This is a genomic window from Rhizobium sp. AN6A (assembly GCF_900215635.1).
Lineage (GTDB): Bacteria > Pseudomonadota > Alphaproteobacteria > Rhizobiales > Rhizobiaceae > Agrobacterium > Agrobacterium tumefaciens.
This window is the reverse complement of sequence record NZ_OCNC01000003.1, coordinates 1,733,099-1,758,761: the sequence shown is the minus strand read 5'-3', so window position 1 is coordinate 1,758,761 and position 25,663 is coordinate 1,733,099. Positions and strand designations below refer to the sequence as shown.

Here is a 25,663-nt window from a genome sequence, read left to right as displayed (position 1 = left end):
GGAGAAAGGCGTCATCCCGGCGGATCCGGGATGACCATGGCAAAAGATGATCAAAGGTCTTTCGGCAGATCCTGGCCAAGCCACTTGGTGGCGATCGCATTCAGCGAGCCGTCGGCCTTGGCCGCGGCTACGGTGGCGTTGACCTTTTCCAGCAGGGCCGGCTCGTTCTTGTTGAGGCCGATGTAGCAAGGAGAGTTCTTGATGAGGAACTTCAATTCCGGACGCTTCGGGGGGTTCTTGGCGAGGATGGCGGCTGCAACCACGTTGCCGGTCGCGACAACTTCCACCTGGCCCGAAAGGAAGGCCGAGATGGTGCCGTTATTGTCCTCGTAACGCTTGATGGTGGCGTCCGAAGGCGCGACCTTCGTCAGCTCGAGGTCCTCGACGGCACCGCGCGTGACGGCGATGGTCTTGCCCTTCAGGTCTTCGGCCTTGGAGATCGCGACGTCGGCCGGGCCGAAAACACCATTGAAGAAAGGCGCGTAAGCGTCTGAGAAATCGATAACTTTTTCGCGATCTGCATTCTTGCCGAGGCTGGAGATCACGAGATCGACCTTGTTGGTCTGGAGATAGGGAACGCGGTTGGCACTGGTGACCGGGACGAGTTCCACCTTCACGCCAAGCTTGTCGGCGATCATCTTGGCCATGTCGATGTCATAGCCCTGCGGGGTCATATCAGCAGCAACGCTGCCGAAGGGCGGGAAATCCTGCGGTACGGCCACACGCAGAGTGCCGCGTGCGGTGATGTCGGCAAGGGCATCCGCCTTGGCGGGCGCGGAAAGACCGAAGGCGGCAGCCATGGCGGCGGCGGCGATGAGGGTCCGTCTGAAGATCATATGTCATTCTCCTTGTGTTGATTGTGTTGCATGTGAATTTTATCCGGATCGCCGCCATTCATTTCCGGCAGGGCGAGCGACCGGCGAAGGCCGGCGAGAGGATCGGGGCGTCGTGTGAGGTCGAGGCCGGTTTCCACCTCGTCCAGATGCTCGATGGAAAGCTCCGCCGCCCTCACGAAATCGCCCGCAGCCATCGCGTCGAAGATACGGCAATGCCCCTCATGGGACTGGAGGGCATGAAACTCCGACTGGTAGAGCATGGAGATCAGAATTGTCCGGGCGGTGAGATCGCGTAGCAGCTCGATGAGCACGGCATTGCCACAAAGCTCGGCGATGCGGATATGAAAATCGCCCATAAGGCAGGTAAGGCGCTGGCGGTCACCTGCGGCTATTGCGACTTTCTCTTCCTCAAGATGCGCGACGAGGACCTTGCGTCCCTCATCTGACAGCACCCGCATGCTGCGAAGCAATCCGGATTCGATAATCCGCCGCGCCTCGTAGATGGTCATCGCCTCCTCGGCGGAAGGCTCGACGACGAACCACCCTCGCCGCGCGCTGACATGGACGATGCCACGTGTTTCCAGCCGCATCATCGCCTCCCGTACCCGCGTACGTGAAACAGAGAAAAGTCCAGCCAGCTGATTTTCGCTGAGCCGCGTGCCCGGCCGGATGCGCGCCGAGAGAATGCCGGAAATGATGGCTTCTTCGATGTTTGTCTGACGGTCCTGCTTGGTATGTAAATCTTGCATACAAGACTGAAAGCAAGGCCCGTGCCAGAACCAATTATTGTTTTAAAATCAAAATGCCGCGAAAAAGCTCACGCCTACTCGCTCAAATTTTGAGCAAGAAAATCGACAAACATCAAAAAAAACGCAGAGCTGTGAAAACTTGACGGTCTGGCCGTCGCGGTTTCTTTCTAACCGGCTTTGAACCGGTCGAATGCCGTTAGATGCTTGACCGTGGGATCGGCGTCCCAGCGGTAAATTTCGGTTCGGAGGAAATGCAGCTCTTCTTCGAGCTTTTCCTCCGCCAGTTCCACCCACCAAGATTTCGGCCGGCCATCGGAACCATCAGACCAGCGATAGCCCCGCTTTTTCAGATGGTCCTTCATGTCGAAAGGGCTGTTCTCCGCATAGATGCGAACCCGGGAGTGCTGGCTGGCTTCATGGAGTTCCATGAAGGGCGTCCCGCTTTGGCCGGGGCGCACCTGTTCCAGCACCTCCAACAGAGCGAAACAATCGTCGACTGCTCGATGGCCGTCATGGAAATAGCCGGATTGCCCGATCAGGTAGGCGAGCTTGCTGCCCTCAAAACCCCGACCACTCCAGTCAATCTCAGAAACGGAGCAGGCCCAGGCCTTATTGCGGAAAATCGGCGAGAAGGCCTCGCAAAACGGACGGTCGAAGCCGGCATTGTGGGCAATGATCAGATCAGCACCGGCAACAAGCGAGGTCAGCCGGTCGATGTCTATCGTCTGTCCGGCAACCATTTCATCGGTGATACCTGTCAGGCGCGTGATTTCTTCCGGAATGGAAGTGACCGGCTGTCGCAGACCGCCATAGACCCCGGTGATATCGCCGATCGTACCCTGATCGTCGAATGTGAAGGTAATGACGCCGATTTCGATGATCTCGTCAGTTCGGTGGTTGAGGCCCGTCGTCTCGGTGTCGAGGATCACGCCCTGCCGTGGAAATCCCGGTCTGGGCTGTTCGCTGACCGCGTGCGGCTGCAACTTGCGCAGGATACGGTAATTGCCGGTGGATTCGAGATGTGCGGCCAGAGCCTCATCGTCAGGAACCGATTTCAGCGTCGTTTCGCGACCACCCGCTTTTCGCCCGCGCTCAGCCTGAGGAAGCCGCGCCGTCGCGGAAGCGAAAAAATCCAACTGGGAGGTCATTCCACTCCTGTCCGCCTTGGCCGGAAATCGAGAATAAGTACTCCAACATATGCGCAGAGGCTGACACTAACAACTCCGGTTTCTCTCATCCACAGAAACCGGGCTGCCGTCCGTTTGGCATTGCCCGCATCGGATTCAGAAAGGGGGCGGAATGTTCCTCCCCCTTTCTGCATTACCGTCATCGATCGAAATACCCGTGGTCAGCGTGTGTGGTGAACGGGTTGCAATGCATAGACAGGTGTAGGAAGCCCCTCCATGCGCGCCTTCAGCTGCAAGGCGAGATATTGAGAATAATGCCGCGACTGGTGCAGGTTGCCGCCGTGGAACCACAGCGCCTCCTGCTGCGTCGGCTTCCACATGTTGCGCTGCTCGCCTTCCCACGGCCCCGGGTCTTTCGGCGTGTCGGAACCGAGACCCCAGACCTTGCCGACCCTGTCTGCCGTTTCCTGATCGATAAGATCGGCGACCCAGCCATTCATCGAACCATAGCCCGTCGCATAGACAATGACGTCAGCAGGGATCTCCTTGCCGTCAGCGAGTTTGATCGAGTTTTCGGTGATCTCGTCCACCTGACCGGCGGCAAGCTTCACCTTGCCATCGATGATCAGCTGAGAGGCGCCGATATCGATATAATAACCGGAGCCGCGCCGCAGATATTTCATGAAGAGGCCCGAGCCATCCGCACCCCAGTCTAGCTGGAACCCGGCTTTTTCCAGTGCGGCGTAAAAATCGGCGTCGCGCTCCCGCATCCTGTCATAAAGCGGGATCTGGAACTCGTGCATGATCCGGTAAGGCAGCGACGCGAAGATGAGATCGGCCTTCGCCGTCGTCACTCCATTCGCCAGGGCCTGTTCGGAATAGAGCGCACCGAGCCCTATATCCATCAGCGTATCGGATTTGACGATATGGGTCGTCGAGCGCTGGATCATGGTCACATCGACGCCCGCTTCGTGCAGTGCGGCGCAGATATCATGGGCCGAATTGTTGGAACCGATCACCGCGACCTTCCTGCCCTTGTACCCATCAGGCCCCGGATGCTGCGAGGAATGGTGCTGATCGCCGTTGAAGCGCTCGCGCCCCTTGAAATCCGGAATATTGGCCTTGCCGGACATGCCGGTGGCAAAGACCAGTTGCTTTGGCCGGAGCACGACTTCCTCGCCGTCGCGATCGACGACGATCGACCATTCCTTCGCCGCCTCGTCCCACTTGGCGGATTTGGCAGTGGAGCGGGTCCAGTAGTTCAGTTCCATCACCTTGGTGTAGAATTCGAGCCAGTCACCGATCTTGTCCTTGGGGGCAAAGACCGGCCAGTTCTTCGGAAAATCGATGTAAGGCAGATGGTCGTACCAGACCGGGTCGTGCAGGCAGAGCGACTTGTAGCGCTTGCGCCAGCTGTCACCCGGCCGCTCGTTCTTTTCGAGTATGATCGTCGGCACGCCGAGCTGGCGCAACCGGGCGCCGAGCGCGATACCGCCCTGTCCACCGCCGATGATGACGGTATAGGGCTGCTTGTCATAACCGAGCGTGCGCGCTTCCTCCTCGCGCTCCTCCTTCCAGGTTTTGGCACCAAGGTTTTGGCCATGTCTTGCGCCGAGCGGGCGGGTGAAGCCCGATTTTTCCTCATGGCCCTTCAGTTCGGAAAGCGCCGTCAGCAGCGTCCATATCTGCCCGTTCTTGAAGCGCACGAGGCCGTAGCCACGCCCTGTCGCCGTCTCGAAGGTGATCCAGCTTTCAAGCACACCATCCGCCTCCGTCGCCTCCTCGCCGGTAGCGATGCGCCAGTTTGTGGGTCTGGCCGTCGAAAGCTGCGCCTGCAGCATGTCGCGCACCTGATCGCGACCTTCAACGGTCTTGATGTTCCAGGTAAAGGCAACGAGGTCGCGCCAGTAGCAATCCTCGGCAAACAGATTAACGGCATCATCGATGCGGCCAGCTTCGAGTGCTGCCCCGAACGTATCGAGAAGCGCCTGAAGGCGGGTGGTGGGGGTCTTGTCGAGCATGTATTCCTCCTCCTGCTCAATGTGGAAACGGGACGGCTCCTCAACCGCCCCGCACTTCAAATCGGCCTATCGCGACAGGTCGATCAGGATTTTCAGATGCTTGCCGGCCGGGTCGAGCAGCTGATCGAACCCTTCCGTGACCGCCTCGCTGAGTGAGACGTTTTTGGTAACGATCCGGCTCGCCGGGATCTGGCCGCTGGCGATCAGCCGGGCAACACGCGGCCAGTAGTGAGTCGGATAGGCCCAGGAGCCGCGGATATCGATGTCCTTGAAGGTCACGTCGAACCAGTTCAGCGGGTTTTCGCCGGGGTGGAGGCCGGTCTGCACCACAACGCCCTGCTTGCGCACGGCATCGGCGCAGTTCTTCAGCGCATATTCATTGCCGACGCATTCGATGGCGACATCGCAGCCGACATTGCCTTCGGTCTCGGCGCGGATGACATCGCCGACCTTTTCCGTCTTGGGATTGATCGTGCGCACCTCGCCAAGCGCCTCCCGCGCCAGTGCCAGACGCGTGTCGTTGAGATCGGAAAGGAATATCTGCGAGGCACCGGCAGCACGCGCCGCCATGGCGACGAGAATGCCTATCGGCCCGGCACCGGTCACAAGCACGCTGCTGCCGGCCGTAACACCGCCACGGTCGCAGGCATAAACCGCGACTGCCGTCGGCTCGATGAGGGCCGCTTCCTGATCGGAAAGTGCATCGGGTATCGGCTGGACGTTATAGTCGTTCAGAAGAGCGGCCTGCGCCATGCCGCCGGAATGCCAGGACAGACCGGCGAGAGCGAGATTTGTGCTCAGGTGATAAAGACCGCGATCAGCATAATAGTCGCCATGGCGCGGCATGATGAGCGGCTGGATCGATACCCGTTCGCCGGGCTTTACATGGCTAACGCCCTCGCCCACGGCCTTGACGACACCGCCGAATTCATGACCGAGAATTTGCGGCCCGTGCGCGCCGGTGAAAGGATGCGGCTCCTTCGGCACGAAGATCGGGCCATAGGCATATTCGTGCAGATCCGTGCCGCAGATGCCGCAGAACTTGTTTTCGACGAGCACCTCACCCGGACCGGGCTCAGGCGGCATATCCACATCCTCGATGCGTAGGTCCTTGGCGGCGTGAAAGCGCAGTGCTTTCATTGCATTTCCTCCTGTAGTTCTTGCACAGAAGGATCAGCAAGCGGCATGCCAGAATGGCTTGCGCCATATCTTGAAGTATTTTCAATTGGTTACAAATGCAGCACTGAGGCTCGCCGGCAGAATGCAACAGGTTCCGTGCAACAGGTGTTGCAATGGTCGCACCGGTTCGGACGCAGTCAATTCAGCCGTTTGAGACGGCGGTGGATGGTGGAGCGGTTGACGCCGAGGCTTCGCGCCAGCGCCGAGACGTTGTTGCCGCAGTCCTTCAGCGCCCGGCGCAGATCGTCGTCATCGCGCGATGCATCATCGGTGGCGACTTCGGCAAAGAGGTGTTCAGGCAGGCAACCCGGATCGATCTTGCCGCCATCGGAAAGGGCGGCTGCAACCCGCAGTGCATTGAAGAGTTCGCGCAGATTGCCCGGCCAGTCATGGTCAAGCAGAATTGCCCGTGCCGCCCTGTCGATCAGATAGGTCTCGCCGTTTTCCTTCTCGATGCGGCGGAGAAACTGATCGATCAGCCAGCCGAGATCCTCGCGCTCCCGCAGCGCCGGCAGCGTCACCGTTGCGGCGTTCAGGCGATAATAGAGGTCCTGCCGGAAACGGCCTTCCTTCACCAGCTCGGCAAGATCGCGGTGCGATGCGGACAGTACTCTCAGACGCACTGGCTTGGCCTTCAATGCACCAACCGGCTGCACCTCGTTTTCCGAAAGCACGCGCAGCAGGCGGCTTTGAAGGGAAAACGGCATGTCGCCAATTTCATCCAGGAACAAAGTGCCGCCACTTGCCTCCTCGATGAGACCGCGCTTGCCTTTCTGGCTGGCGCCGGTGAAGGCACCGGGCGTGTAGCCGAACAATTCGGATTCGATCAGATGCTCCGGGATTGCCGCACAATTGACGGCGACGAAATTACCGCCGCTGTTGCAGCTGTCATGGATCGCCCGCGCCAGATATTCCTTGCCGCTGCCCGTCTCACCCTGAATGAGGATGGGAATATCGCGGGCGGCAAGCTTTGCTGCCCGCGCCTGCACCTTTTCCATCGCCGGATCGCCGTTGCTCATGTCCCTCAGCGCTCGTGGCAGGCGTGGCTCAGGCGTGATAGGGGCGCGAATGCTGACGGCGGGCGCGATCGCGCTGGCAAAAAGCACCAGACCGTTGCGGGCGCGCAAAAGACGCTCGCCATTCGGCCGCCCGCGCATGAAGCGCGGCAGGTCGTCCACATCGATATCGAAGACCGAGGAAATCGGCTGGCCGAGAAAATCGCGGGTGGCAAGGCCGTGCATGTTCATGGAGCGCGCCAGCGCCCCGAAGCCACCATGGGTCATGCCGGTGATACGTCCGCTGCCATCAAGGGCGATCGCCGCATCGGGATCGACGTCAAGGAACTCAGGTGAGCGGGCAAGACGCAACACCCAGTCATTGCGGGTGCGGGTCATGAGATTGGCAAGCTCGATGCGCCGCGCGGTGGAGGCAACGAGATGCAGCGCCAGTTGCTGGCTGGCCTTGGCCGTCGGCGAGCGCAGCTGGGAAATGTCGAGCACAGCGGTGAGATCGCCGAGCGTATCGAAGACGGGCGCAGCAGTGCAGGTGAGCCCAATATGGCTGGTATCGAAATGGTCATCCTGATGGATGATCACCGGCTCGCCGGAAACGAGGCAGGCGCCAACAGCGCAGGTACCGGCCCGGTTTTCCGACCATTCCGAGCCAAGGTAAAGCCCCGCCCTCCGCAACTGGTTGTCGAAGGTCGGGTCGCCCATGAAATCGACGGTAACGCCGCGCGCATCCGACAGCAGCAGGACGTAATTCTGCTCGGCAATCTGGTTGAACAGAGCTTCGAGACCGGAGCGGCCGATACGGATCAGCTCCTCGGCCTGCTCGCGATGCTCCCGAAGCTTCAGCTCGGGCACGATATAGGCTTCCTGTGCAATCGTTGGATCGAGCTTGTAGTCATTGAGGCAGCGCAGCCAGGACTGTATGACCGGCGTATCACGCGGGCTGACCGCGCCCATGCCGACACGTTCGATCTCACGTATATGCGACAGCGTCGACACCATGCACGCATCCTCCGGCACGGATGGTCGCATATTAGGAGATCGCCCACAATCCACCTCTTACGGTGGCTCAGTCGTTCGAAGCGATGCAACAGTCGCGAATGCGACCGTCTCAGGTGTTTGGCCGATTGATAATGTTCTCGCAATTGGCCGGATTGCCGATGATTTCGCTGGTCTTGATGGTGGAAGCGGGATCCGCGGTGATCTTGATGATGCAGTCGCGGCGATGCTCCTTGATCTTCATGCCTTCCGTTTCCGATATCCGCATCTGCCCGTCCACGGTGCGGATTTCCCGCTTGTTGGAGAGGCCGGCATAGGTCTCAACATCCACCTTCAGCCAATAGGATTCCGTCGCGCCCTTTTCGATGATCACCCTGTTAGGACGGCCAAGTCTGGCGATAGCCGCATCCAGGGGTTGGCCCACGAGGCTCGCCACAGTTCGCGATGCGTCCGTCTGCCCGGTCGTGGCGCACCCCGAAATAGCAGCCAGCACGCTGACCAGACACCCCGTTTCAAGCCATCTCATTTTCAGTTTTCTTCCCTCACAGAATACCATCAGCCAACACGTTCCGTCGTCAACGGTGCAATCTAGGCTCGATAATTTTGCTCTTAAAGGAGGTGCGACCGAGATGCTGATCAACTTGTTATGATCGACAGGGTCATACAGGTGTTCTCATCTGTTGCGGAACACGGTGCAGGGAATGCCGGCCTGGCGGATTTCGCCGCAAAGCTCGTTGGCCTGGCCGCGTGTATCGCGGCCGATGCGGGCGGCATAACGCGGGCGCGAACCAAAATTGCCGCCTCGCTGCCGCACGATCAAAGCCCGTTCGGCGTTAAGCGGCCCGGATAGTTGGCCAATGGCGCGGGTAAAAAGCCGGTTCGCCACCGCCGGATTATAATGCGCGGCAAGCTGCACGCCCCAGGGCGCCCAGTCGGCCGACGAGATGAGGACGGGATCGTTCATCGTTCGCGTATCGGCCAGACGCTGGCAGGCATCGATGAAGGTTCGGGTCTCATCCAATGCCGGGGCCGCCTTTTCCGGCGGATTGTCCTTCCATTTCTCAACCGGATATCCCGTTATCGCAAACACATAATCCCGGGTTTCCGTCGGCAGCCGACCGGTTGCGATAAAATTCCGCAATCCCGCCTCGCCCGCATTATAAGCTGCGGCGGCGAGACCGAAATTGCCAAACTGCGTATTCAGCTCGGACAGATACCGGGAAGAGGCCTCGAGTGCGGCGATGATGTTGAAGCTGTCTTTGAGACCACGCAGCTTTGCGGTTCCAGGCATGAACTGGGCTATGCCTTCCGCGCCCTTCGGGCTGACCGCATTGGCCCGGAACAGGCTTTCCCGCCAGATGAGCCGGGCGAAATAATCCGGTGGCACGGCGTGGCGCCCGGCCAGAACCTCGATGGCGTTACACAGGTCGTTATTGTAGCTTTCGACACGGATGCACAATTCCGGCGCGACATCATGGGTGTAGGCGCAGGACACTTTGCCATCGGCCTTCTCCTCGGCCCCGGCCGTGCCACTGGCAAGCGCCAGCAACCACAGAGTAAGACCCACGCAGCGTGTTGATATCCCCGCCAAGCAAAATTCCCCGCAAATCCCACGCCCGATGCGCCGATTATCAGACATTCTGCAAGATATGCCCAGACCTATGGCTCATCTTCAATGGAAGCTTCGGTTTGGACTTGCCGGGGCTTCCATGCGTCCAGAATAAAGGTCGCATTTCCGCGCCGGCAAGGCCATCTTGTTTGCTTAGAAGTCCTGCCAATCCTCATGTTCGACGGCAACTGCAGCGGAACCGCGCACCGCAAGCGGGCGGGATGCCGGGCGGCGCGGAGTGGCAAAGGTAGCCTGCTGCTCGAAGCCGCTCCGCGACGACGATGTCGAGTGCGATGCGTCATCGAACCGGAATTGCCCCAGAAGCTCAAACAACGCTGCCGCTTCCCTTGCAAGGCTGTGGCTGGCAGCCGTCTGCTCCTCAACCATCGCGGCATTCTGCTGCGTTCCCTGGTCAACGGTGTTGACCGCCTGATTTATCTCGGCGAGCGCCGTGGACTGTTCGCGCGCGGCATCGACGATCGCTACGACATTTGTGTTGATGTCGCGCACCTGTTCCGCGATTTCCTGCAAGGCAGACCCCGCTTTGGTGACAAGGCCAACGCCGTTTTCAACCTGCGTGCCAGACGCGTTGATCAGGCTCTTGATTTCCTTTGCGGCCGTCGCCGAGCGTTGCGCAAGTTCGCGAACTTCCTGCGCGACCACGGCAAAACCCTTGCCCGCTTCGCCTGCGCGGGCAGCTTCCACGCCTGCATTCAGCGCAAGAAGATTGGTCTGAAAGGCAATCTCGTCGATAACGCCGATGATATTCGAAATCTCACGCGACGATTTTTCGATCTGGTCCATGGCACTTATCGCATCGCGCACAACCTGACCTGAATGTTCGGCATGGTCACGGGCACGGCCAACGATTTTTCCAGCCTCTTCCGCCCGGCGGCTTGAATCATTGACGGTGGTGGTGATTTCTTCGAGGGCTGCTGCCGTCTCCTCGATAGAGGCGGCCTGCTGTTCCGTACGTCTGGCGAGATCGTCGGCCGCAGACCTTATTTCATTCGACCCCGAAGAAATGGCGCCGGCATTTTCAGAGACCAGCGTCATGGCCTTCTTGAGCTTTTTCGAGGCTGCGTTGAAGTCGGACCGCAATCTTTCAAGCGAGGGGATAAAGGGTTTGTCAATGCTCTGCGAAAGATCACCGTCAGCCAGATTGGTCAGGGACTGCGCGAGCTTTTCGACGTTTTCAACACGTCCGGTCACGTCGGTGGCAAATTTGACGACCTTGAACACCTTGCCGTTTAAATCGAAGATCGGATTATAGGAGGCCTGAATGAAAACCTTGCGACCGCCCTTGCCAAGCCGCATGAATTCATCCGCCACCAGATCGCCGCCGGCAAGCCTTTTCCAGAATTGCGCATATTGCGGGGACTGCGTGTAGGCGGGTTCGCAGAACATCGAATGATGCCTGCCCTGCACCTCGGTGAGCGAATAGCCGAGCGCCGCCAGAAAATTCTCGTTGGCCGTCAGGACCTCGCCGTTCGGAGAGAACTCGATGATGGCCTGCGCTCGCGACAGGGCGTCGATCTTGCCCGCATCTTCCGCCGCCTTCAGCTTGCGCTCGGTAATATCCGTGGCGATCTTCACCACTTTCACCGGCTTGCCACGACGATACACCGGATTATAGGAGGCCTCGATCCAGACTTCCCTGCCACCCTTGCCAATGCGCTTGTACTGCCGCTGATCGAACTGGCCGGCCGAAAGCTTTGACCAGAAGGCCTTGTAGTCCTGCGATGACACGACTTCGGGTTCAACGAACATGCTGTGATGTCTGCCGACTATTTCCGCCAGCTCGTAACCGAGCGCACGACAGAAATTCTCGTTGGCGGCGAGAATCTTTCCGGCCATATCAAATTCGATGATGGCTTGAGATTTGGAGAGCGCGGCAAGAACCGCGAAAGCATTGGCACCACGATCAAGAAAACTCACGCGCGATCCTCCGATGGCAGCTGGACGGTTTCTACTGAAAATCGTTCACCAACAATATGATTACATTATTAAATAATATTTAAGGATAATATTGACGTTGATCACGCGATTTAATTGTACGGGCGAAATTTGGGCAATACGTGTCTTCCTGCCGCAAAAATCTGCATATTAGATCAAGCACGCGCTTCAAGTTACAAAGAGACATTGTTTCATATTTATTCTTCAGAACGGCGTGATTCACAAATATCGCTGCCTTCCCGCCTCTTTTCGGAACGATCGGCGCATGGCTACATTGTTTACCGAATTGGGCTTTCTTTTGGGAGGAACACGCCGTGAAGAAGAACATGATCTGCATCTGGTACGATAGGGATGCCGAGGCCGCAGCCAGATTTTATGCCGATACCTTTCCCGACAGCACCGTCAATTCCGTGTATAGGGCGCCGGGCGATTACCCCTCCGGCAAGGAGGGGGACGTGCTGATGGTGGAATTCACGGTGGCAGGCGTCTCCTGTATCGGCCTCAACGGTGGGCCGACATTCAAGCACACCGAGGCTTTCTCGTTCCAGATTTCGACTGAGGATCAGGAAGAGACGGACCGATACTGGAATGCCATCGTCGGCAACGGCGGAGAAGAAAGTGCCTGCGGCTGGTGCAAGGACCGATGGGGCATCTCCTGGCAGATCACCCCGCGGGTGCTGATGGAAGCAATGTCCGCCGGCGGCGCCGAGGCCAAACGTGCCTTCGCGGCAATGATGGATATGAAGAAAATCGACGTCGCCACCATCGAGGCGGCACGTCGGGGTTGATGCCAACAAGTCATTCAGCGACAAGTAGCGAAGAAAGACATTTCAAGTAAAGAACTGAAAAACAACGGAAAATCAGATAAAACCCATTTATCTGATTTTCCCTGGACGCATATGCGTGCCTGTACCTTCACTCATCACAAAACGTTCAACAAAGTGTAAGCGATCCGTCAAAGACGGCTGCTAGCAGAGCCCGTGGCTTCGTGTTGGGGACGTGACGTCCTCGCCGGTCATGCCATTACTCCATCAACGGGGCTCAACTTATGAAATCTTCCGCTCTGACCTCTTTCGTGGCAGGCGTTGCCATTGCCGCCGCCTTCGGCGCCACGGCTGCCCACGCAGAAAAGACAAAGTTCGAATTCTGGCACGGCCTTTCCGGCGATCTCGGCGACCGCGTTCAGGAAACCTGCAAGAAGTTCAACGACTCCCAGGCTGAATTCGAAATCGTCTGCACGTCGCAGAACGACTACGACGCCACGCTGCAGAACACCATTGCCGCCTACCGCGCCAAGAAGCAGCCCGCCATCACCCAGATCTACGATGCCGGCACGCTGGACATGATGTTGTCCAAGGCTTTCGTTCCCGCCAAGAAGCTGATGGCCGACAACGGCTACAAGATCGACTGGAACAACTATTTCCCCGGCATTGCCAATTATTATGCAACGGCTGACGGCGAGTTGAATTCCTTCCCCTATAATTCCTCCACCGCGGTCTTCTATTACAATGTCACCGCTTTCGAAAAAGCCGGCATCACCTTCAAGCCCGACACATGGGAACAGGTTGAAGAAGCCGCCCGGAAGCTGAAGACGGCCGGTTTCGAATGCCCGCTGGCCTTTAATTTCGACACCTGGATGCTGATGGAACAGTTCTCTGCCATCCACAACCAGCCAATCGCCACCAAGGGCAACGGTTATCAGGGCCTCGACGCCGAACTGACGATCAACAAGACGAAGTTCGTTGATCAGGTCAAATTCTTCAAGAAGATGCAGGACGAGAAGCTGTTCGTCGTCAAGACCAAGCAGCTCGGCATGGACATCCTGCCCGCTTTCACCTCGCAGACCTGCCAGATGTTCATGTCCTCGATTGCCGGCCACGGCACCGTCGGCAAGACCATGCCTGATGGCGTGAAGTGGGACGTCGCCATGCTGCCGATCTGGAAGGGCACCGAGCGCCACAACTCGCTGGTTGGCGGTGCTTCGCTCTGGGTAATGGCTGGGCGTCCGGAGGCTGAATACAAGGGTGCGGCCGCATTCCTGAACTTCATCGCGCAGCCTGATATGGTTGAGTGGTGGTCGACCGTTACCGGCTACATCCCGGTCACCAAGACCGGCTTCGACGCCATGAAGGCCAACGGCTTCTACGACAAGGCGCCCTACAAGGGCCGTGAAAAGGCAATCGAAAGCCTGACGTTTACGCCGCCTTCCGAATATACCCGCGGCATCCGCCTCGGCGGCTTCACGCAGATCCGCAAGGAAGTCTCGACCTCGCTCGAAGCCATCTTCATGCAGAACGCCGATATTCAGACCGAACTCGACAAGGCTGTCGAGCGCTCGAATGCCGGCCTGCGCCGCTTCGAAAAGACCTATGCCGGCGCCAAGCTGAACTAAGCGGTCCTTTTCGCCTGGGTTTGCCCGTCTCCGCGCGGGCAAACCCTTAATGCCATTTTCTGTTTCGGATATTTCATGGAAAAGCGCGCCGTTTTCAAAAGCACATGGTTGCCGCTGCTGTTCGCATTGCCGCAGCTGGCACTGATCCTCCTGTTCTTCTACTGGCCCGTGGCGGCGGTGATCAACTGGGCCTTCACCCTCCAGCCGCCCTTCGGCGGCGCGGCGGAATTCGTTGGTTTCGCCAATTTCCAGGAAGTCTTCTCTGATCCATTCTACTGGCATTCCGTTACCGTCAGCCTGATCTTCGCGACCGTCGGCCCCTTCGTCGCCATCCTCATCGGCCTCACCCTGGCGCTCTCCGTCGACCGCCAGCTTCCCGGCTCCGGATTTTTCCGGGTTCTGTATATCCTGCCCTTCGCCATCGCAGGTCCCGCCGCTGGCATGGCCTTCCGCTTCATCCTGTCGCCGGAACGCGGGCTGGCCGCTTCACTCAACGCCGCCTGGCCAGATATCTGGAACCCGGCGAAATATGGCGAACATGCACTGGCGCTCGTCATCGCCATCTTTATCTGGAAATGGGCGGGCTACACCTTCATCTTCCTGTTTGCCGGCCTGCAATCCGTGCCCCGTTCGCTGACAGAAGCTGCGGCGATGGATGGCTCTGGCCCGATCCGCCGCGCCATAGACATTCAGGTGCCGTTGCTCGCACCCACGCTGTTCTTCCTGATGGTGACGATGATGACCGAGGGTTTCGTCGGCCAGGACACGTTCGGCATCGTGCATTCGCTGACGGCAGGCGGCCCCAACCGCGCCACCGATGTGATGGTTTACCGCATTGTCACCGAGGCCTTCGAAGGGCTGAACTATTCCGGCGCCTCGGCACAAACCATCGTCCTCATCGGCCTCATCATGGTCTTCACCTTCATCCAGTTCCGCTTCATCGAGCGGCGCGTCCATTACAAGTGAGGCCTGAGAGATGATACAGCGCACGCCCTATGCCGACGCCTTTACCTACGTGGTCATGGTCGCGGGACTTCTGCTTCTTATCGGCCCCTTCATTGTGGTACTGGCAGGCGCCAGCCAGACGGTGCAGCAGGTGAACCACACGCCCTTCAGCTTCATGCCGCAGGGCGAGCTTTTCAAAAATCTCAGCACCGCCTGGAACCGCGCCAATCTGGGCAACGCCATGTTCAACAGCCTGGTGATGGCCTCGCTCGTCACTGCGGGCAAGGTAGCCCTTTCCGCTCTGACCGCCTTCGCCATCGTGTTTTTCCGCTCGCCGCTGAAACACCTGTTTTTCTGGTCCGTCTTCATCACGCTGATGCTGCCGCTCGAAATTCGCGCCGTTCCGACCTATGCCGTGGCGGCGGATGTGTTCCAGCCGTTCCGTTACCTCATAGCGCTGGTGAGCGGTGTTGAAGTCAACATCGAATGGAACCTGCTGAATTCCTATGCGGGCCTGTCGCTGCCGCTTGTCGCCACGGCCACCGGCACCTTTCTCTACCGGCAGTTTTTCATGACCCTGCCTGATGAACTTGCGGAGGCGGCGCGCATGGATGGCTCCGGCCCCGTGCGTTTCTTTTTCGACGTGCTGCTGCCGCTCTCGCGCACCAACATGCTGGCCCTCACCACCATTCTCTTCGTCTCCTCGTGGAACCAGTATCTGTGGCCGTTGCTAATGGTCACCGACCCCTCCTACAAGACGGTGATGATGTCGTTGCGTGCGCTTTTGCCCTCCGAGGACGGCACGCCGGACTGGAACGTCACGCTTGCCGGTTCCCTCATCATCATCATGCCGCCGCTTCTCGTCGTGGCGTTCCTGCAACGCTGGTTCGTGCGCGGTCTCGTGTCATCCGACAAGTGACGACGCGACGCGTGGCTCTCAACAACAAGGTTCTTAATATCATGGCTCAGATCGATATTCGGCAGGTCCGCAAATCCTATGGCAAGACCCCGACCCTGCACGGCGTGGATCTCACTTTCGAAACCGGCGAATTCGTCGTCATCCTCGGCCCCTCGGGCTGCGGCAAGTCCACACTTCTGCGAATGATCGCCGGGCTGGAGGATATCACGTCAGGTGAAATCGCCATTGGCGGGCGCGTCGTCAACACGCTGGAGCCGCGCGAGCGCGGTTGCGCCATGGTGTTCCAGAACTACGCGCTTTATCCGCATATGACGGTATCTGGCAATATAGGTTATGCGCTGAAGGTCGCAGGCGTTCCCAAGGCTGAGCGCCTGCGCCGCATCGAGGAAACGGCAAAGATCGTTGGCCTTTCGGACTATCTCGAACGCAAGCCGGCCGCCCTTTCCGGTGGCCAGCGCCAGCGCGTGGCCATGGCTCGCGCAATCATCCGCGAACCGCAGGTATTCCTGTTCGATGAACCGCTGTCCAACCTCGATGCAAAGCTGCGTGTAACGATGCGCGCCGAAATCCGTAAACTGCACCAGCGCCTGTCGGCCACCTCCGTCTTCGTCACCCATGATCAGGTGGAAGCCATGACGCTGGCCGACCGGCTGGTGGTGATGAACAAGGGCAATGTGGAGCAGGTCGGTCATCCGCTCGATATCTATCACCGCCCCGCGAGCACCTTCGTAGCCTCCTTCATCGGCTCACCGGCGATGAACCTGTTCAACACGCGGGTGGAAGTCGAATCTCCATCCGTCATGCTGGGCGGTCAGCCGGTGAAACTCTTCCCCGAAACCGCGCTGGAGCTGCGCGGGCGCGACGTGACAGTCGGCATTCGCCCTGAACAATGCCTGGTCAGCACCGAGGGTGCGGGCGTGCCCGCAACCGTGGACTTTGTAGAAGAGCTGGGCTCCGGCCGCATCGTACATGCGGAAATCGCCGGCGAAACTTTCTCCGCAGCCATCGGCGAAGATCTGTTGGTCAAACCCGGTCAGCGTATCCACTTCGAACTGCCCCCCGCCCACCTTCACTTTTTCGATCCGGCCACCGGCAAGCGCATCGAAACGGAGGGTGCCATCGAGACAACCCGCATCGGCAACGAAAAGCTGCTGGCAGTTTGATGGCGGACGTTTGAGCACGGATCAGTCCGGCGCGGTTTGGGGATATCCCAACCACGCCGGATCTCGAAGCGACGTTTTTCGGCCTCGAACTACGATTTCGAAACAATCCAATACATTATCTTTATCTGACAATATTTTGAATTTACGCCATTTTATTGCATTGGAACCGATGCGGAAAATACGTCGAAATTCGCTTGGCGATCACCACGTGAAGCACATCGCCTGCCGGATATTACGGTCAACACGATGAGGCAAACCCGTTGCAGGCAAAGCGATCTTGCGAAATGACTGATTTCAGGAAAAATCTTTCGGTTTGGAAATCATAATCGCAATAGTCTTTGCCGCACCGAACCGCCAGCAAGGCTATCGTCGCGATGAGGACCGAGCCGGTCTTCGATCCTTGGCGGCCGACAGACAAAACGCCCGGGTCAAAACTTCAACGAAAGAGTGAAGCCCAATGGCAAACGATCGCAAACTGCATCTCGGCGCCTTCATGCGGCCCGTCAGTCTTCACACGGGTGCGTGGCGTTATCCCGGATCCTTCCCGGACGCGAACTTCAATTTCGGCCATCTGGCGCGATTTGCGCAACAGCTTGAAGCCGCGAAATTCGATGCATTTTTCATGGCCGATCATCTGGCGGTGCTGAACATGCCGACGGAAGCTCTGCGCCGCAGCCATACCGTCACGTCTTTCGAACCCTTCACCCTGCTTTCGGCGCTCGCCGCCGTCACCTCCCGCATCGGGCTGGTTGCCACCGCCTCCACCACATTCGATGAGCCCTACCACGTAGCCCGGCGTTTCGCCTCACTCGATCACCTCAGCAATGGTCGCGCCGGCTGGAACATCGTCACCACGGCAAATCCGGATGCGGCGCTTAATTTCGGCCGGGACGAACAGCCTGACCATACGGAGCGTTATGGAAGAGCGCGGGAATTTTACGACGTCGTCACCGGGCTGTGGGATTCCTTTTCCGATGGTGCCTTTCTCCGGGATGTCGATAGCGGGTTGTTCTTCGACCCTGAAAAAATGCATGTGCTCAATCACAAGGGACCGGAATTTTCCGTGCGCGGTCCGCTCAATATAGCGCGTCCGGTGCAGGGCTGGCCCGTCATCGTTCAGGCCGGGGCTTCAGAGCCGGGGCGCCAGCTTGCAGCCGAAACTGCCGAGGTCGTTTTTGCGGCAACACCCACACTTGCGGCGGGAAAAGCGTTCTACAAGGACGTCAAGGACAGGACCGTTGCGGCAGGCCGTTCCCGCGACGGCATTGTCATCCTGCCGGGCGCTTTCGTTCTGGTCGGCGATAGCGTGGAAGAAGCCAAGGCCAAACGCGCCAGGCTCGACAGCCTCGTCCATTATGAAAGCGCGATAGCTTCGCTTTCGATTGCGCTCGGCCACGATGCTTCGAGTTTCGATCCCGATGGCCCCTTGCCTGACATTCCCGAAACCAATGCAAGCAAATCCAGCCGCGAGAGGGTGATCGAACTTGCAAGGAGCGAGGGGCTGACGGTGCGCCAGCTGGCGCAGCGGCTGGGTGGCTATGGGGGCCTCGCATTTGTCGGCACGGCAAAAACCATCGCCGACGAGATGGAACGATGGCTATACGAAGGGGGGTCGGATGGCTTCAACGTCACCTTCCCGTTCCTGCCTGCCGGACTTGACGATTTCACCACCCTGCTTGTGCCGGAACTGCAAAGACGCGGCCTGTTCCGAAAGGACTATGAGGGAACGACATTGCGCGATCATCTCGGCTTGCGACGTCCGGCCAATCGGTTTTTCCCTGAATAACGCGCCGTCGCGCCGATCCGGCCAGCGGTAGGGAGATTTTCCACGCCCGCCCGGAAGTTTGGCATGAGGTTCCAGAAGGCTGGATTGACCTCATAAACGCTGGCCCATACCCTTCAAATACACAAATTACATAAATTAGGTGCACTATTATGAAGGCTGAACATTCTCGCCGCCAGATCCTGAAACTCAGCATTGCCGGGGCTCTCGCAGCACCCTTTGCCACGGGCAGCGCGCTGGCCCAGAGCTCACAGGAGTTTCCTGCTGAGCTGAAGCTGGATTGGGGATTTTACTCCTCACACACGCTGCTGATAAAGAACAAGGGCTGGCTTGAGGAAGCGTTCAAGGATGTCGGCACCAAGATCACCTGGGTACAATCCCGTGGAAGCAACAATTCGCTCGAATTCCTGAAGGTCGGCTCGACGGATTTTGCCGGTTCGGCAGCACTTTCCGCGTTTCTGGCCCGCGCCAACGGTGTGCCGCTGAAGGTGATCTATGTGGCAAGCTGGGGTGGTTCTTCCATCATACAGGTTCGCCCGGATTCGCCGGTTAAGACCGTCGTCGATCTCAAGGGCAAAACCATTGCGGTCACCAAGGGTACCGCGCCCTATTTCACCCTCCTGCGCGCCCTTGCCCTAAACAAGCTGTCGATCGATGACCTCAAGGTCGTGAATCTCCAGCATCCGGAAGGCTTCAATGCGCTTCAGCAGGGACAGGTTGATGCGTGGGTCGGCATCGATCCGCATACCTCTCAGGCAGAACTTGCCGGTGACAGGGCGATTTTCGATGAGCGTAGCTGGCGCGACGGCAGCGTCTTCAGCGTTTCCGAGGAGTTTCTGGCGAAATACCCGAAAGCGGTCGAACGCCTCCTCGGTGTCTGGGTCGAGACACAAAGATGGATCCGTGAAAACAACGGCGAATTCATCGATTTCGTCACGAAGGTAACCGGCAACGATCCCCAGATCACCAAGCTGACGATAGAAAAGCGCGACTGGAAGGATCCTGTTCCGGGCGAGGAACTGCTGAACTCGATCCGTATCGTGACCCCGTTGCTCGGCGACGATGTGCTGCGTCCTGGTGTCAATGTCGACAACGTCCTTTCGTCGCTGATCGATCCGGCACCGGCGAAAAAGGCGCTGGGAGCATGAATTCCCATCCGCGCGAATTTCAGCGCGTGAAACAGACTGCGAAACAACTCCCTTCCCGATTGCCGTTCGTGCAAAGAGTGGGGAGTTTCCTTGGGCGGTTCGACCTGCGCGGCGCGATCGTGCCGGTCGGCTCATTGTTGCTGCTGGAATTCTTTGTGCGCGTGGGCTGGGTAAGCCCCTATGTGCTGCCGCCGCCCTCCGAGCTTTATGACACGTTTTTAAGGCTCGCCGAGGGTCCTTTGTGGACGAATGTAGCGGCCAGTACCGCCCGCGTCTTCGTCGGCTTCGTCATTGGCTCCCTTCTTGCAATCGTCGTCGGTTCGCTGGTCGGGCTGGTCGTTGCCGCCGAGCGTTATCTTGAGCCGACGTTTCAGGCGCTACGCGCGGTTCCGAGCCTCGCCTGGGTGCCGCTGCTGATGATCTGGTTCGGTATTGGCGAAACCTCGAAAATCGTGCTGATCGCCAAAAGCGCGTTTTTCCCTGTTTATCTCAACCTCTTCTCCGGCATCAGGAATGTCGACCGCAAGCTGGTGGAAGTGGGCGAGATGTATCGCCAGCCGCTGCCGGTGCTGGTGTGGCGGATTTTCATTCCCGCTTCTTTGCCACATCTGTTCACCGGTCTGCGTTACGGCCTGTCGCTGGCCTGGCTGAGCGTCGTGGCAGCCGAACTTCTGGCGGCTTCCGAGGGCATCGGCTACATGCTTTCCGATGGGCGGGAACTCTCCCGACCCGATCTGGTGATGATAGCGATTATCTGCCTTGCGGTCCTCGGCAAGATTTCCGACAGCCTCTTCAAGATAGTCGAGGAACGTTGCCTGAGATGGCGCGACACTTATCCCCTTCAGCAAGGAGGGCGCCTGCGATGAGTTTGCTCAATGTCGATGTTCGCGAAAAAGCTTTCGGAGACACGGTTGTCCTTCAGGATATTCACCTGACGCTCGGCGATGGTGAAGCGGCGGTTCTTCTCGGCCCAAGTGGGTGCGGGAAAAGCACCTTGCTGCGCATCGCCGCCGGCCTCGACCGGCATTTCTCAGGCGCTGTGAAGGTTCAGCAGGCAAAGGAAGTTCAGGCATCGGACTCACCGCCCATTGCCTTTGTCTTTCAGGAACCCCGCCTGATGCCATGGCTGACGGTTGCCGAAAACATCGGTTATGCGGCCGGCAAGAAATATGATATCGAGCGGGTAGAAGGACTGATCAACGATGTGGGCTTGAGCGGGCATGGCAGCGCGTTACCGAAAGCCCTTTCAGGCGGCATGGCGCAGCGTGTCGCCATAGCAAGAGCGCTCTATACCCGGCCGCGCATCTTGCTGCTCGACGAACCCTTCAGCGCGGTCGATGCTTTCACGCGGATGAAATTGCAGGACCTTGTCCTGAAACTCGTCGAACAGCGCGGCATTTCCTTCCTGCTCGTCACCCACGATATTGACGAGGCGCTTTATCTCGGTGACCGCATTTACATGATGGGTGCCCATGACGGCCGTATCCAGCAGCGGATAGAAGTGGACGAGCCGCGCCCGCGCGACAGAAGGTCGCCGCAACTCGCCACCCTCAAGAACGAGGTGCTGACTGCCCTGCACAACGCCCACGTCATCTGACCGGCACCGGCATCTTTCGCCGCCCTCACCCCTTCACGCCGGACGAAATCATGATGGCTTCTGTCACACGCCGCTGGAAGATGACGTAGGCGACGATGACCGGCAGCGCCGCCAGCATGGCAATCGCCATCAGGCGTGCATAAACGATGCCGAAGGTGTCGTTGACCTGCGTGATGCCGACGGGGATCGTCATCATGTTTTCGGACGTGATCACGAGGAAAGGCCAGAAGAAGGCGTTCCACACCGTAATGAAAGTCACGATCGCCATGGCGGTCGTAATGCCCCAGTTCAGCGGCAGAAACAACTTGAACAGGATCGTGTATTCGCCGCCGCCATCCAGAACCACCGCCTCCCGCATCTCCTTGGGCACGCTGTCGAAGAACTGCTTGTAGACGATGATGACGATTGGCGTGATCAGCTGCGGCAGGATGATGCCCGCCCAAGTATTGATGAGGTTGAGGTTCTTCATCAGGATGAACTGTGTCACGACAAGCGTCTGCGCCGGCACCATGAAACTCGCGAGCACGATGCCATAGAGCAGTCGCCGTCCCGGAAAGCGTATCTGCGACAGCGCATAGGCGCATAACATCGAAATGATGAGCACAGAGACCGTGACGATCGCGGCGGTGCCGATGGAGTTCACATACCAGGTCAACAGCCGCGTATTGAAGATGGCGTTTACATAGGCACCAAGCTGGAACTCATCCGGCAGTAGCGACGTGTTGCCCGCAACATTCTCGTCCGAGCGCAACGACGTCACGAACCCCCAGTAAAGCGGGAAAATCCATACCAGTGCTGCCGAAAATGTCAGCAGGGTCAGGACGACGTTCTCTAGTCTTTTGGTCAGGCTCATGAATTCCTCCGGATGCGCAGCAACTGGAACTGGAGAACGGATACGATGACGATCAACAGGAAGAGCACGGTCGCCACGGCCGATGCATAACCGCCATTGTTCATCTGGAAGGCTTCCCGGTAGACCTTGAGGAGAAGCACGAAACTGGAATTGAAGGGTCCGCCGCCGCTCAAGAGGTAGATCTGGTCGAATATCTTCAGTTGCAGGATCAATTGCAGCGTCAGGATCAGCGCGGTCACCGGCCACAGAAGCGGCCATGTGACGCGCCGGAACTTTTGCCATGTCGTTGCGCCATCAAGAGCTGCGGCCTCATAAAGCTCGGTCGGAATGTTTCGCAACCCGGCAATGAAGAGCAGCACGTTAAAACCGTTCGTCCACCAGATGGTGACGACGGCGACCATCGGCATGACCCAATTGGGGTTCTTGAAAACCGCGACGGGTTTGCCCGCCAGCAACGAAATGACCGGTTGGAGAATGCCGAACTGCAGATCGAGCATCCAAGCCCAGATTTCGGTGACGACCGAAACCGGCAGGACATAAGGCAGGAAAAACAGGCTCATGGCGATTGTCTGCTTGATGCCGGACAATCGGCTGACCGCAAGCGCAATCAACAGGGCGATGACCGTTGTTGGCACCACCGTCAGCAGCACGAAATAGCCGTTATTCTTGAGCGAGGTGACGAACAGGCGGTCGCTCAACAATTTTATGTAGTTCTGCAGGCCGACCCAGTTGCCGTCGCCGATCAGCGGCGCATCCGTGAAGCTGATGCGTATCATCTCGATCAGGGGGTAAAGAAAGAACGTGGCGAAGACCACGATGAATGGCGTCACCATCGACAGTGCGATCAGCGACTTCTTGCGCCGGTTTTCAATCATAGCCATGGAATGCCTCCGGGACCTCCCGCATTGCACGCTGCCCTCCGGCTGACAGCCAGAGGGCAGTCACGGATTACTTGAGCTTGCCCTGAAGCTCGGACTTGATCTGCTCGACCGCATCCGCGCCGCTCATGTAGCCCTGGATGGCCGGAGCGATGATATTAAGCGCCGCATCGTAAGCGGGTGAGGCAACTCCAGTAATCGTGGTCTTCGGATCGAACACTGCCGCCTCAGCCAGCGAGGCATATGTGGCATTCGGCTGCATCGCCTTGTATTCGCTGCTGTCGGTGATCGATTTATAGGCCGGAATATGCCCCGCATCGGCCCAGCTGATGGCGTGTTTTTCCATCCAGCCAATAACCGTCATGACAGCGGCGCGTTTCTCGCCGGAAACAGTCTTGTCACCCTGGTTGGGGATGGCAAAGGCGTGCGAATCCGCCCAGGTGGCGCGCTTGCCCATGAAAGGCGGAACTTCCACAGCGCTCCATTTGAAGCCGAGCTTGCCGTTCTTTTCCAGATCCTTGTAGGTCGGCACTTCCCAGACGCCATTAAGCTGGAAGGCGGATTTGCCAGCTGAGAAGAGAGCAACGGACGCCGGATATTCCGCCTGCTCGGGCGCCCATCCGTTTTCCCGCCATTTCGACATAGTATCGATCGCTTTGGCAGCCTTTTCGGCATTGTCGCCGGCAAGCACCTCGTTATTGCTAACCAGCTCGCCGCCCTGTTGCGAGAACAGTGTATAAAAGACGCGCCAGACACCGGCTTCGCCACCCGACTGATAGGTGACCGGCGTCTGAACGCCCTTGTCCTTCGCCCAGGCCAGCGCCTTTTCGAAATCCTCCATCGTCTTGATACCGGTCAACTTACCCTCGGCATCGAGATAGGGAGACCCTTTCAGAAGGTCGGCATTGTAATACAGAATGAGGGCATGGATATCGAACGGCACCGCATAAAGCTTGCCGTCATGGGTTGCTGCCTCGACGGGTGCGCTGAAGAAGTCGCTGGTCTTCAACCCGGCATCATCAAGGTCTTTTGTGGTAATTTCGCTCAATACTTTTTCATCAAGGCCGAGCGGCGCGCGCGACAGGTGATAGGTCATGACATCGGGTCCCTCACCCACGGCGGACGCCGTGCGCACCTTGGTATAGAACGGAACGCCCCATTCGAGCGTCGTTCCCTTGATCTGAATGTCAGGATGTTCCTTGTTGAAGGCAGCAATCAGCGCTTTCATACGCACGCCGTCGCCGCCCGACAGGAAGTCCCACCAGACGATATCCTGCTTCGCCAGTGCCGGCAGGGCGCTCAGGCCCAGAACCGTACCAACAAGCAATGTCTTGATCAGTCGCATCGTTCACTCCTCCCGTTTGTTGGAAACACCCCGTTCAAGGGGCGGTCTGCTGCTGCATCGAAAGGCGCCTCCTCGCGCCTATCGCAACCTTTTGCCGTCGCTGCCGAAAACCATGATATGATCGGGCGAAGCGCTCAGTGAGACGGACCGGCCATCCAGCCGCTCGCGCGAGCCCTGCCGCTGCACGACAAGTTCTTTCCCGGCACGCGTTCGGGTATAGAGATAGGAAAGGTCGCCAAGCTCCTCCGCTACCTCGACATTAACCGGCAAAGCACCCTCTTGCGTGATCACCAGATGCTCGGGCCTTATGCCGATTTCGACCCGCTGACCGGAGGAAACCGGATGCGAAAGCCGGGCTTCGAGGTGCTTTTCACCACCTTCAGGCGTAAGCGTCACGATACCGTCCCGCTGCCCGACGATGTCGGCGGCAAGGAAATTCATCGCGGGCGATCCGATGAAGCCAGCGACGAAACGATTGTCCGGATCGTCGTAAAGGGTGAGCGGTGCGCCGGCCTGTTGCACGATGCCGCCCTTCAGCACGAAAATCTTGTCCGCAAGCGTCATGGCCTCCACCTGGTCATGCGTGACGTAAATCATCGTGGCGCCGAGCTTGCGGTGAAGCCGGGTCAGTTCCAGCCGCATCTGCACGCGCAGTTCCGCATCCAGGTTCGACAGGGGTTCATCGAAGAGAAACACCTTCGGCTGTCGCACGATCGCGCGGCCGATGGCAACGCGCTGCCTCTGGCCGCCGGAAAGCTGCGATGGCTTTTTGTGCAGATTGTCCTCGAGCTGGAGGATGCGGGCAGCTTCCCCCACCCTCTCATTCACCTCCGCTTTCGGCCGGCGGGCGAGACGCAAGCTGAAAGCCATGTTCTCGAACACCGTCAGATGCGGGTAAAGCGCATAATTCTGGAAGACCATGGCAACGCCGCGATCCGCCGGCTCGACAGCGGTGACGTCGCGCTCGTCGATCGCGATGTGACCGCCGCTGGTTTCCTCAAGACCGGCGATCATGCGCAACAGGGTGGATTTTCCGCAACCGGATGGCCCCACGAAAACCGCGAAGCTGCCCGTCGGAATCTCCATCGAAACGTCCCGGATGGCTGCAAAGGAGCCGAAGGACTTGGCGATATTGCTGAGACGGACACCCATCA

Annotated in this window: 22 protein-coding genes; 9 read left to right on the top strand and 13 right to left on the bottom strand. The window is 58.6% G+C overall.

What is annotated here, in order from left to right:
• Positions 1-50: 50 nt before the first annotated feature.
• The 9 genes from CRO62_RS11945 to CRO62_RS11905 form a co-directional block, all read right to left on the bottom strand.
• Positions 51-836, bottom strand: a complete 786-nt coding sequence (locus tag CRO62_RS11945) for a transporter substrate-binding domain-containing protein (RefSeq protein ID WP_060642688.1) — start codon at positions 834-836, stop codon at positions 51-53.
• On the bottom strand, positions 833-1,585 hold the full coding sequence (locus tag CRO62_RS11940) for a GntR family transcriptional regulator (RefSeq protein ID WP_097100288.1): 753 nt from the start codon (positions 1,583-1,585) through the stop codon (positions 833-835). The genes CRO62_RS11945 and CRO62_RS11940 overlap by 4 nt, the downstream gene beginning before the upstream one ends.
• A gap of 167 nt (positions 1,586-1,752) precedes the next feature.
• On the bottom strand, positions 1,753-2,733 hold the full coding sequence (locus CRO62_RS11935) for a 3'-5' exonuclease (RefSeq protein ID WP_097100287.1): 981 nt from the start codon (positions 2,731-2,733) through the stop codon (positions 1,753-1,755).
• A 200-nt stretch (positions 2,734-2,933) separates the two neighbouring features.
• A complete protein-coding gene (locus tag CRO62_RS11930; protein ID WP_097100286.1) occupies positions 2,934-4,733 on the bottom strand; it encodes an NAD(P)/FAD-dependent oxidoreductase in 1,800 nt (599 codons plus the stop codon).
• Positions 4,734-4,799: 66 nt separating this feature from the next.
• Complete coding sequence (locus CRO62_RS11925) at positions 4,800-5,873, bottom strand: 2,3-butanediol dehydrogenase (protein WP_097100285.1); 1,074 nt, start codon at positions 5,871-5,873, stop codon at positions 4,800-4,802.
• A gap of 176 nt (positions 5,874-6,049) precedes the next feature.
• Positions 6,050-7,924 (bottom strand): sigma-54-dependent Fis family transcriptional regulator, encoded by a 1,875-nt coding sequence (locus CRO62_RS11920; protein ID WP_097100284.1) that lies wholly within the window; start codon positions 7,922-7,924, stop codon positions 6,050-6,052.
• A 109-nt stretch (positions 7,925-8,033) separates the two neighbouring features.
• Positions 8,034-8,447 carry a hypothetical protein gene (locus CRO62_RS11915; RefSeq protein ID WP_097100283.1) on the bottom strand — a complete coding sequence of 138 codons (414 nt, stop codon included), beginning with the start codon at positions 8,445-8,447 and terminating at the stop codon, positions 8,034-8,036.
• Between the two features lie 147 nt (positions 8,448-8,594).
• Positions 8,595-9,470 (bottom strand): transglycosylase SLT domain-containing protein, encoded by an 876-nt coding sequence (locus CRO62_RS11910; protein WP_414896252.1) that lies wholly within the window; start codon positions 9,468-9,470, stop codon positions 8,595-8,597.
• A 213-nt stretch (positions 9,471-9,683) separates the two neighbouring features.
• Positions 9,684-11,468: a methyl-accepting chemotaxis protein gene (locus CRO62_RS11905; RefSeq protein ID WP_097100281.1), complete on the bottom strand. Its 1,785-nt coding sequence runs from the start codon at positions 11,466-11,468 to the stop codon at positions 9,684-9,686.
• 332 nt (positions 11,469-11,800) lie between these two features.
• Here CRO62_RS11905 and CRO62_RS11900 point away from each other — a divergent pair, with 332 nt between their 5' ends.
• The 9 genes from CRO62_RS11900 (at position 11,801) to CRO62_RS11860 (ending at position 21,433) form a co-directional block, all read left to right on the top strand.
• The gene (locus tag CRO62_RS11900) at positions 11,801-12,274 is read left to right on the top strand and encodes a VOC family protein (RefSeq protein WP_097100280.1); all 474 of its coding nucleotides are present in this window, start codon (positions 11,801-11,803) and stop codon (positions 12,272-12,274) included.
• A 260-nt stretch (positions 12,275-12,534) separates the two neighbouring features.
• On the top strand, positions 12,535-13,878 hold the full coding sequence (locus CRO62_RS11895; RefSeq protein WP_097100279.1) for an extracellular solute-binding protein: 1,344 nt from the start codon (positions 12,535-12,537) through the stop codon (positions 13,876-13,878).
• A gap of 75 nt (positions 13,879-13,953) precedes the next feature.
• Positions 13,954-14,844 carry a carbohydrate ABC transporter permease gene (locus CRO62_RS11890; RefSeq protein WP_003517818.1) on the top strand — a complete coding sequence of 297 codons (891 nt, stop codon included), beginning with the start codon at positions 13,954-13,956 and terminating at the stop codon, positions 14,842-14,844.
• Positions 14,845-14,854: 10 nt separating this feature from the next.
• Positions 14,855-15,742: an ABC transporter permease subunit gene (locus CRO62_RS11885; RefSeq protein ID WP_003517820.1), complete on the top strand. Its 888-nt coding sequence runs from the start codon at positions 14,855-14,857 to the stop codon at positions 15,740-15,742.
• Positions 15,743-15,783: 41 nt separating this feature from the next.
• Positions 15,784-16,905, top strand: coding sequence for a sn-glycerol-3-phosphate import ATP-binding protein UgpC (locus tag CRO62_RS11880; RefSeq protein WP_097100483.1), 1,122 nt, complete (start codon positions 15,784-15,786; stop codon positions 16,903-16,905).
• A gap of 457 nt (positions 16,906-17,362) precedes the next feature.
• On the top strand, positions 17,363-18,691 hold the full coding sequence (locus tag CRO62_RS11875; protein WP_097100278.1) for an LLM class flavin-dependent oxidoreductase: 1,329 nt from the start codon (positions 17,363-17,365) through the stop codon (positions 18,689-18,691).
• 149 nt (positions 18,692-18,840) lie between these two features.
• The gene (locus CRO62_RS11870) at positions 18,841-19,836 is read left to right on the top strand and encodes an aliphatic sulfonate ABC transporter substrate-binding protein (protein WP_097100277.1); all 996 of its coding nucleotides are present in this window, start codon (positions 18,841-18,843) and stop codon (positions 19,834-19,836) included.
• Positions 19,833-20,702 (top strand): ABC transporter permease, encoded by an 870-nt coding sequence (locus tag CRO62_RS11865; protein WP_097100276.1) that lies wholly within the window; start codon positions 19,833-19,835, stop codon positions 20,700-20,702. Before CRO62_RS11870 ends, CRO62_RS11865 begins: the two co-directional genes overlap by 4 nt.
• Positions 20,699-21,433: an ABC transporter ATP-binding protein gene (locus CRO62_RS11860; RefSeq protein WP_097100275.1), complete on the top strand. Its 735-nt coding sequence runs from the start codon at positions 20,699-20,701 to the stop codon at positions 21,431-21,433. The genes CRO62_RS11865 and CRO62_RS11860 overlap by 4 nt, the downstream gene beginning before the upstream one ends.
• Positions 21,434-21,458: 25 nt before the next feature.
• Here CRO62_RS11860 and CRO62_RS11855 read toward each other — a convergent pair whose 3' ends face one another.
• The 4 genes from CRO62_RS11855 to CRO62_RS11840 all read right to left on the bottom strand — a co-directional run bounded on the left by CRO62_RS11855 (position 21,459) and on the right by CRO62_RS11840 (position 25,661).
• Positions 21,459-22,286 carry a carbohydrate ABC transporter permease gene (locus CRO62_RS11855; RefSeq protein ID WP_097100274.1) on the bottom strand — a complete coding sequence of 276 codons (828 nt, stop codon included), beginning with the start codon at positions 22,284-22,286 and terminating at the stop codon, positions 21,459-21,461.
• On the bottom strand, positions 22,283-23,167 hold the full coding sequence (locus CRO62_RS11850) for a carbohydrate ABC transporter permease (RefSeq protein ID WP_003517835.1): 885 nt from the start codon (positions 23,165-23,167) through the stop codon (positions 22,283-22,285). Before CRO62_RS11850 ends, CRO62_RS11855 begins: the two co-directional genes overlap by 4 nt.
• A gap of 67 nt (positions 23,168-23,234) precedes the next feature.
• Entirely contained in the window at positions 23,235-24,509 is a 1,275-nt protein-coding gene (locus CRO62_RS11845; protein WP_097100273.1) for an extracellular solute-binding protein, read from the bottom strand.
• A gap of 78 nt (positions 24,510-24,587) precedes the next feature.
• The gene (locus tag CRO62_RS11840; RefSeq protein WP_097100272.1) at positions 24,588-25,661 is read right to left on the bottom strand and encodes an ABC transporter ATP-binding protein; all 1,074 of its coding nucleotides are present in this window, start codon (positions 25,659-25,661) and stop codon (positions 24,588-24,590) included.
• Positions 25,662-25,663: the final 2 nt, after the last annotated feature.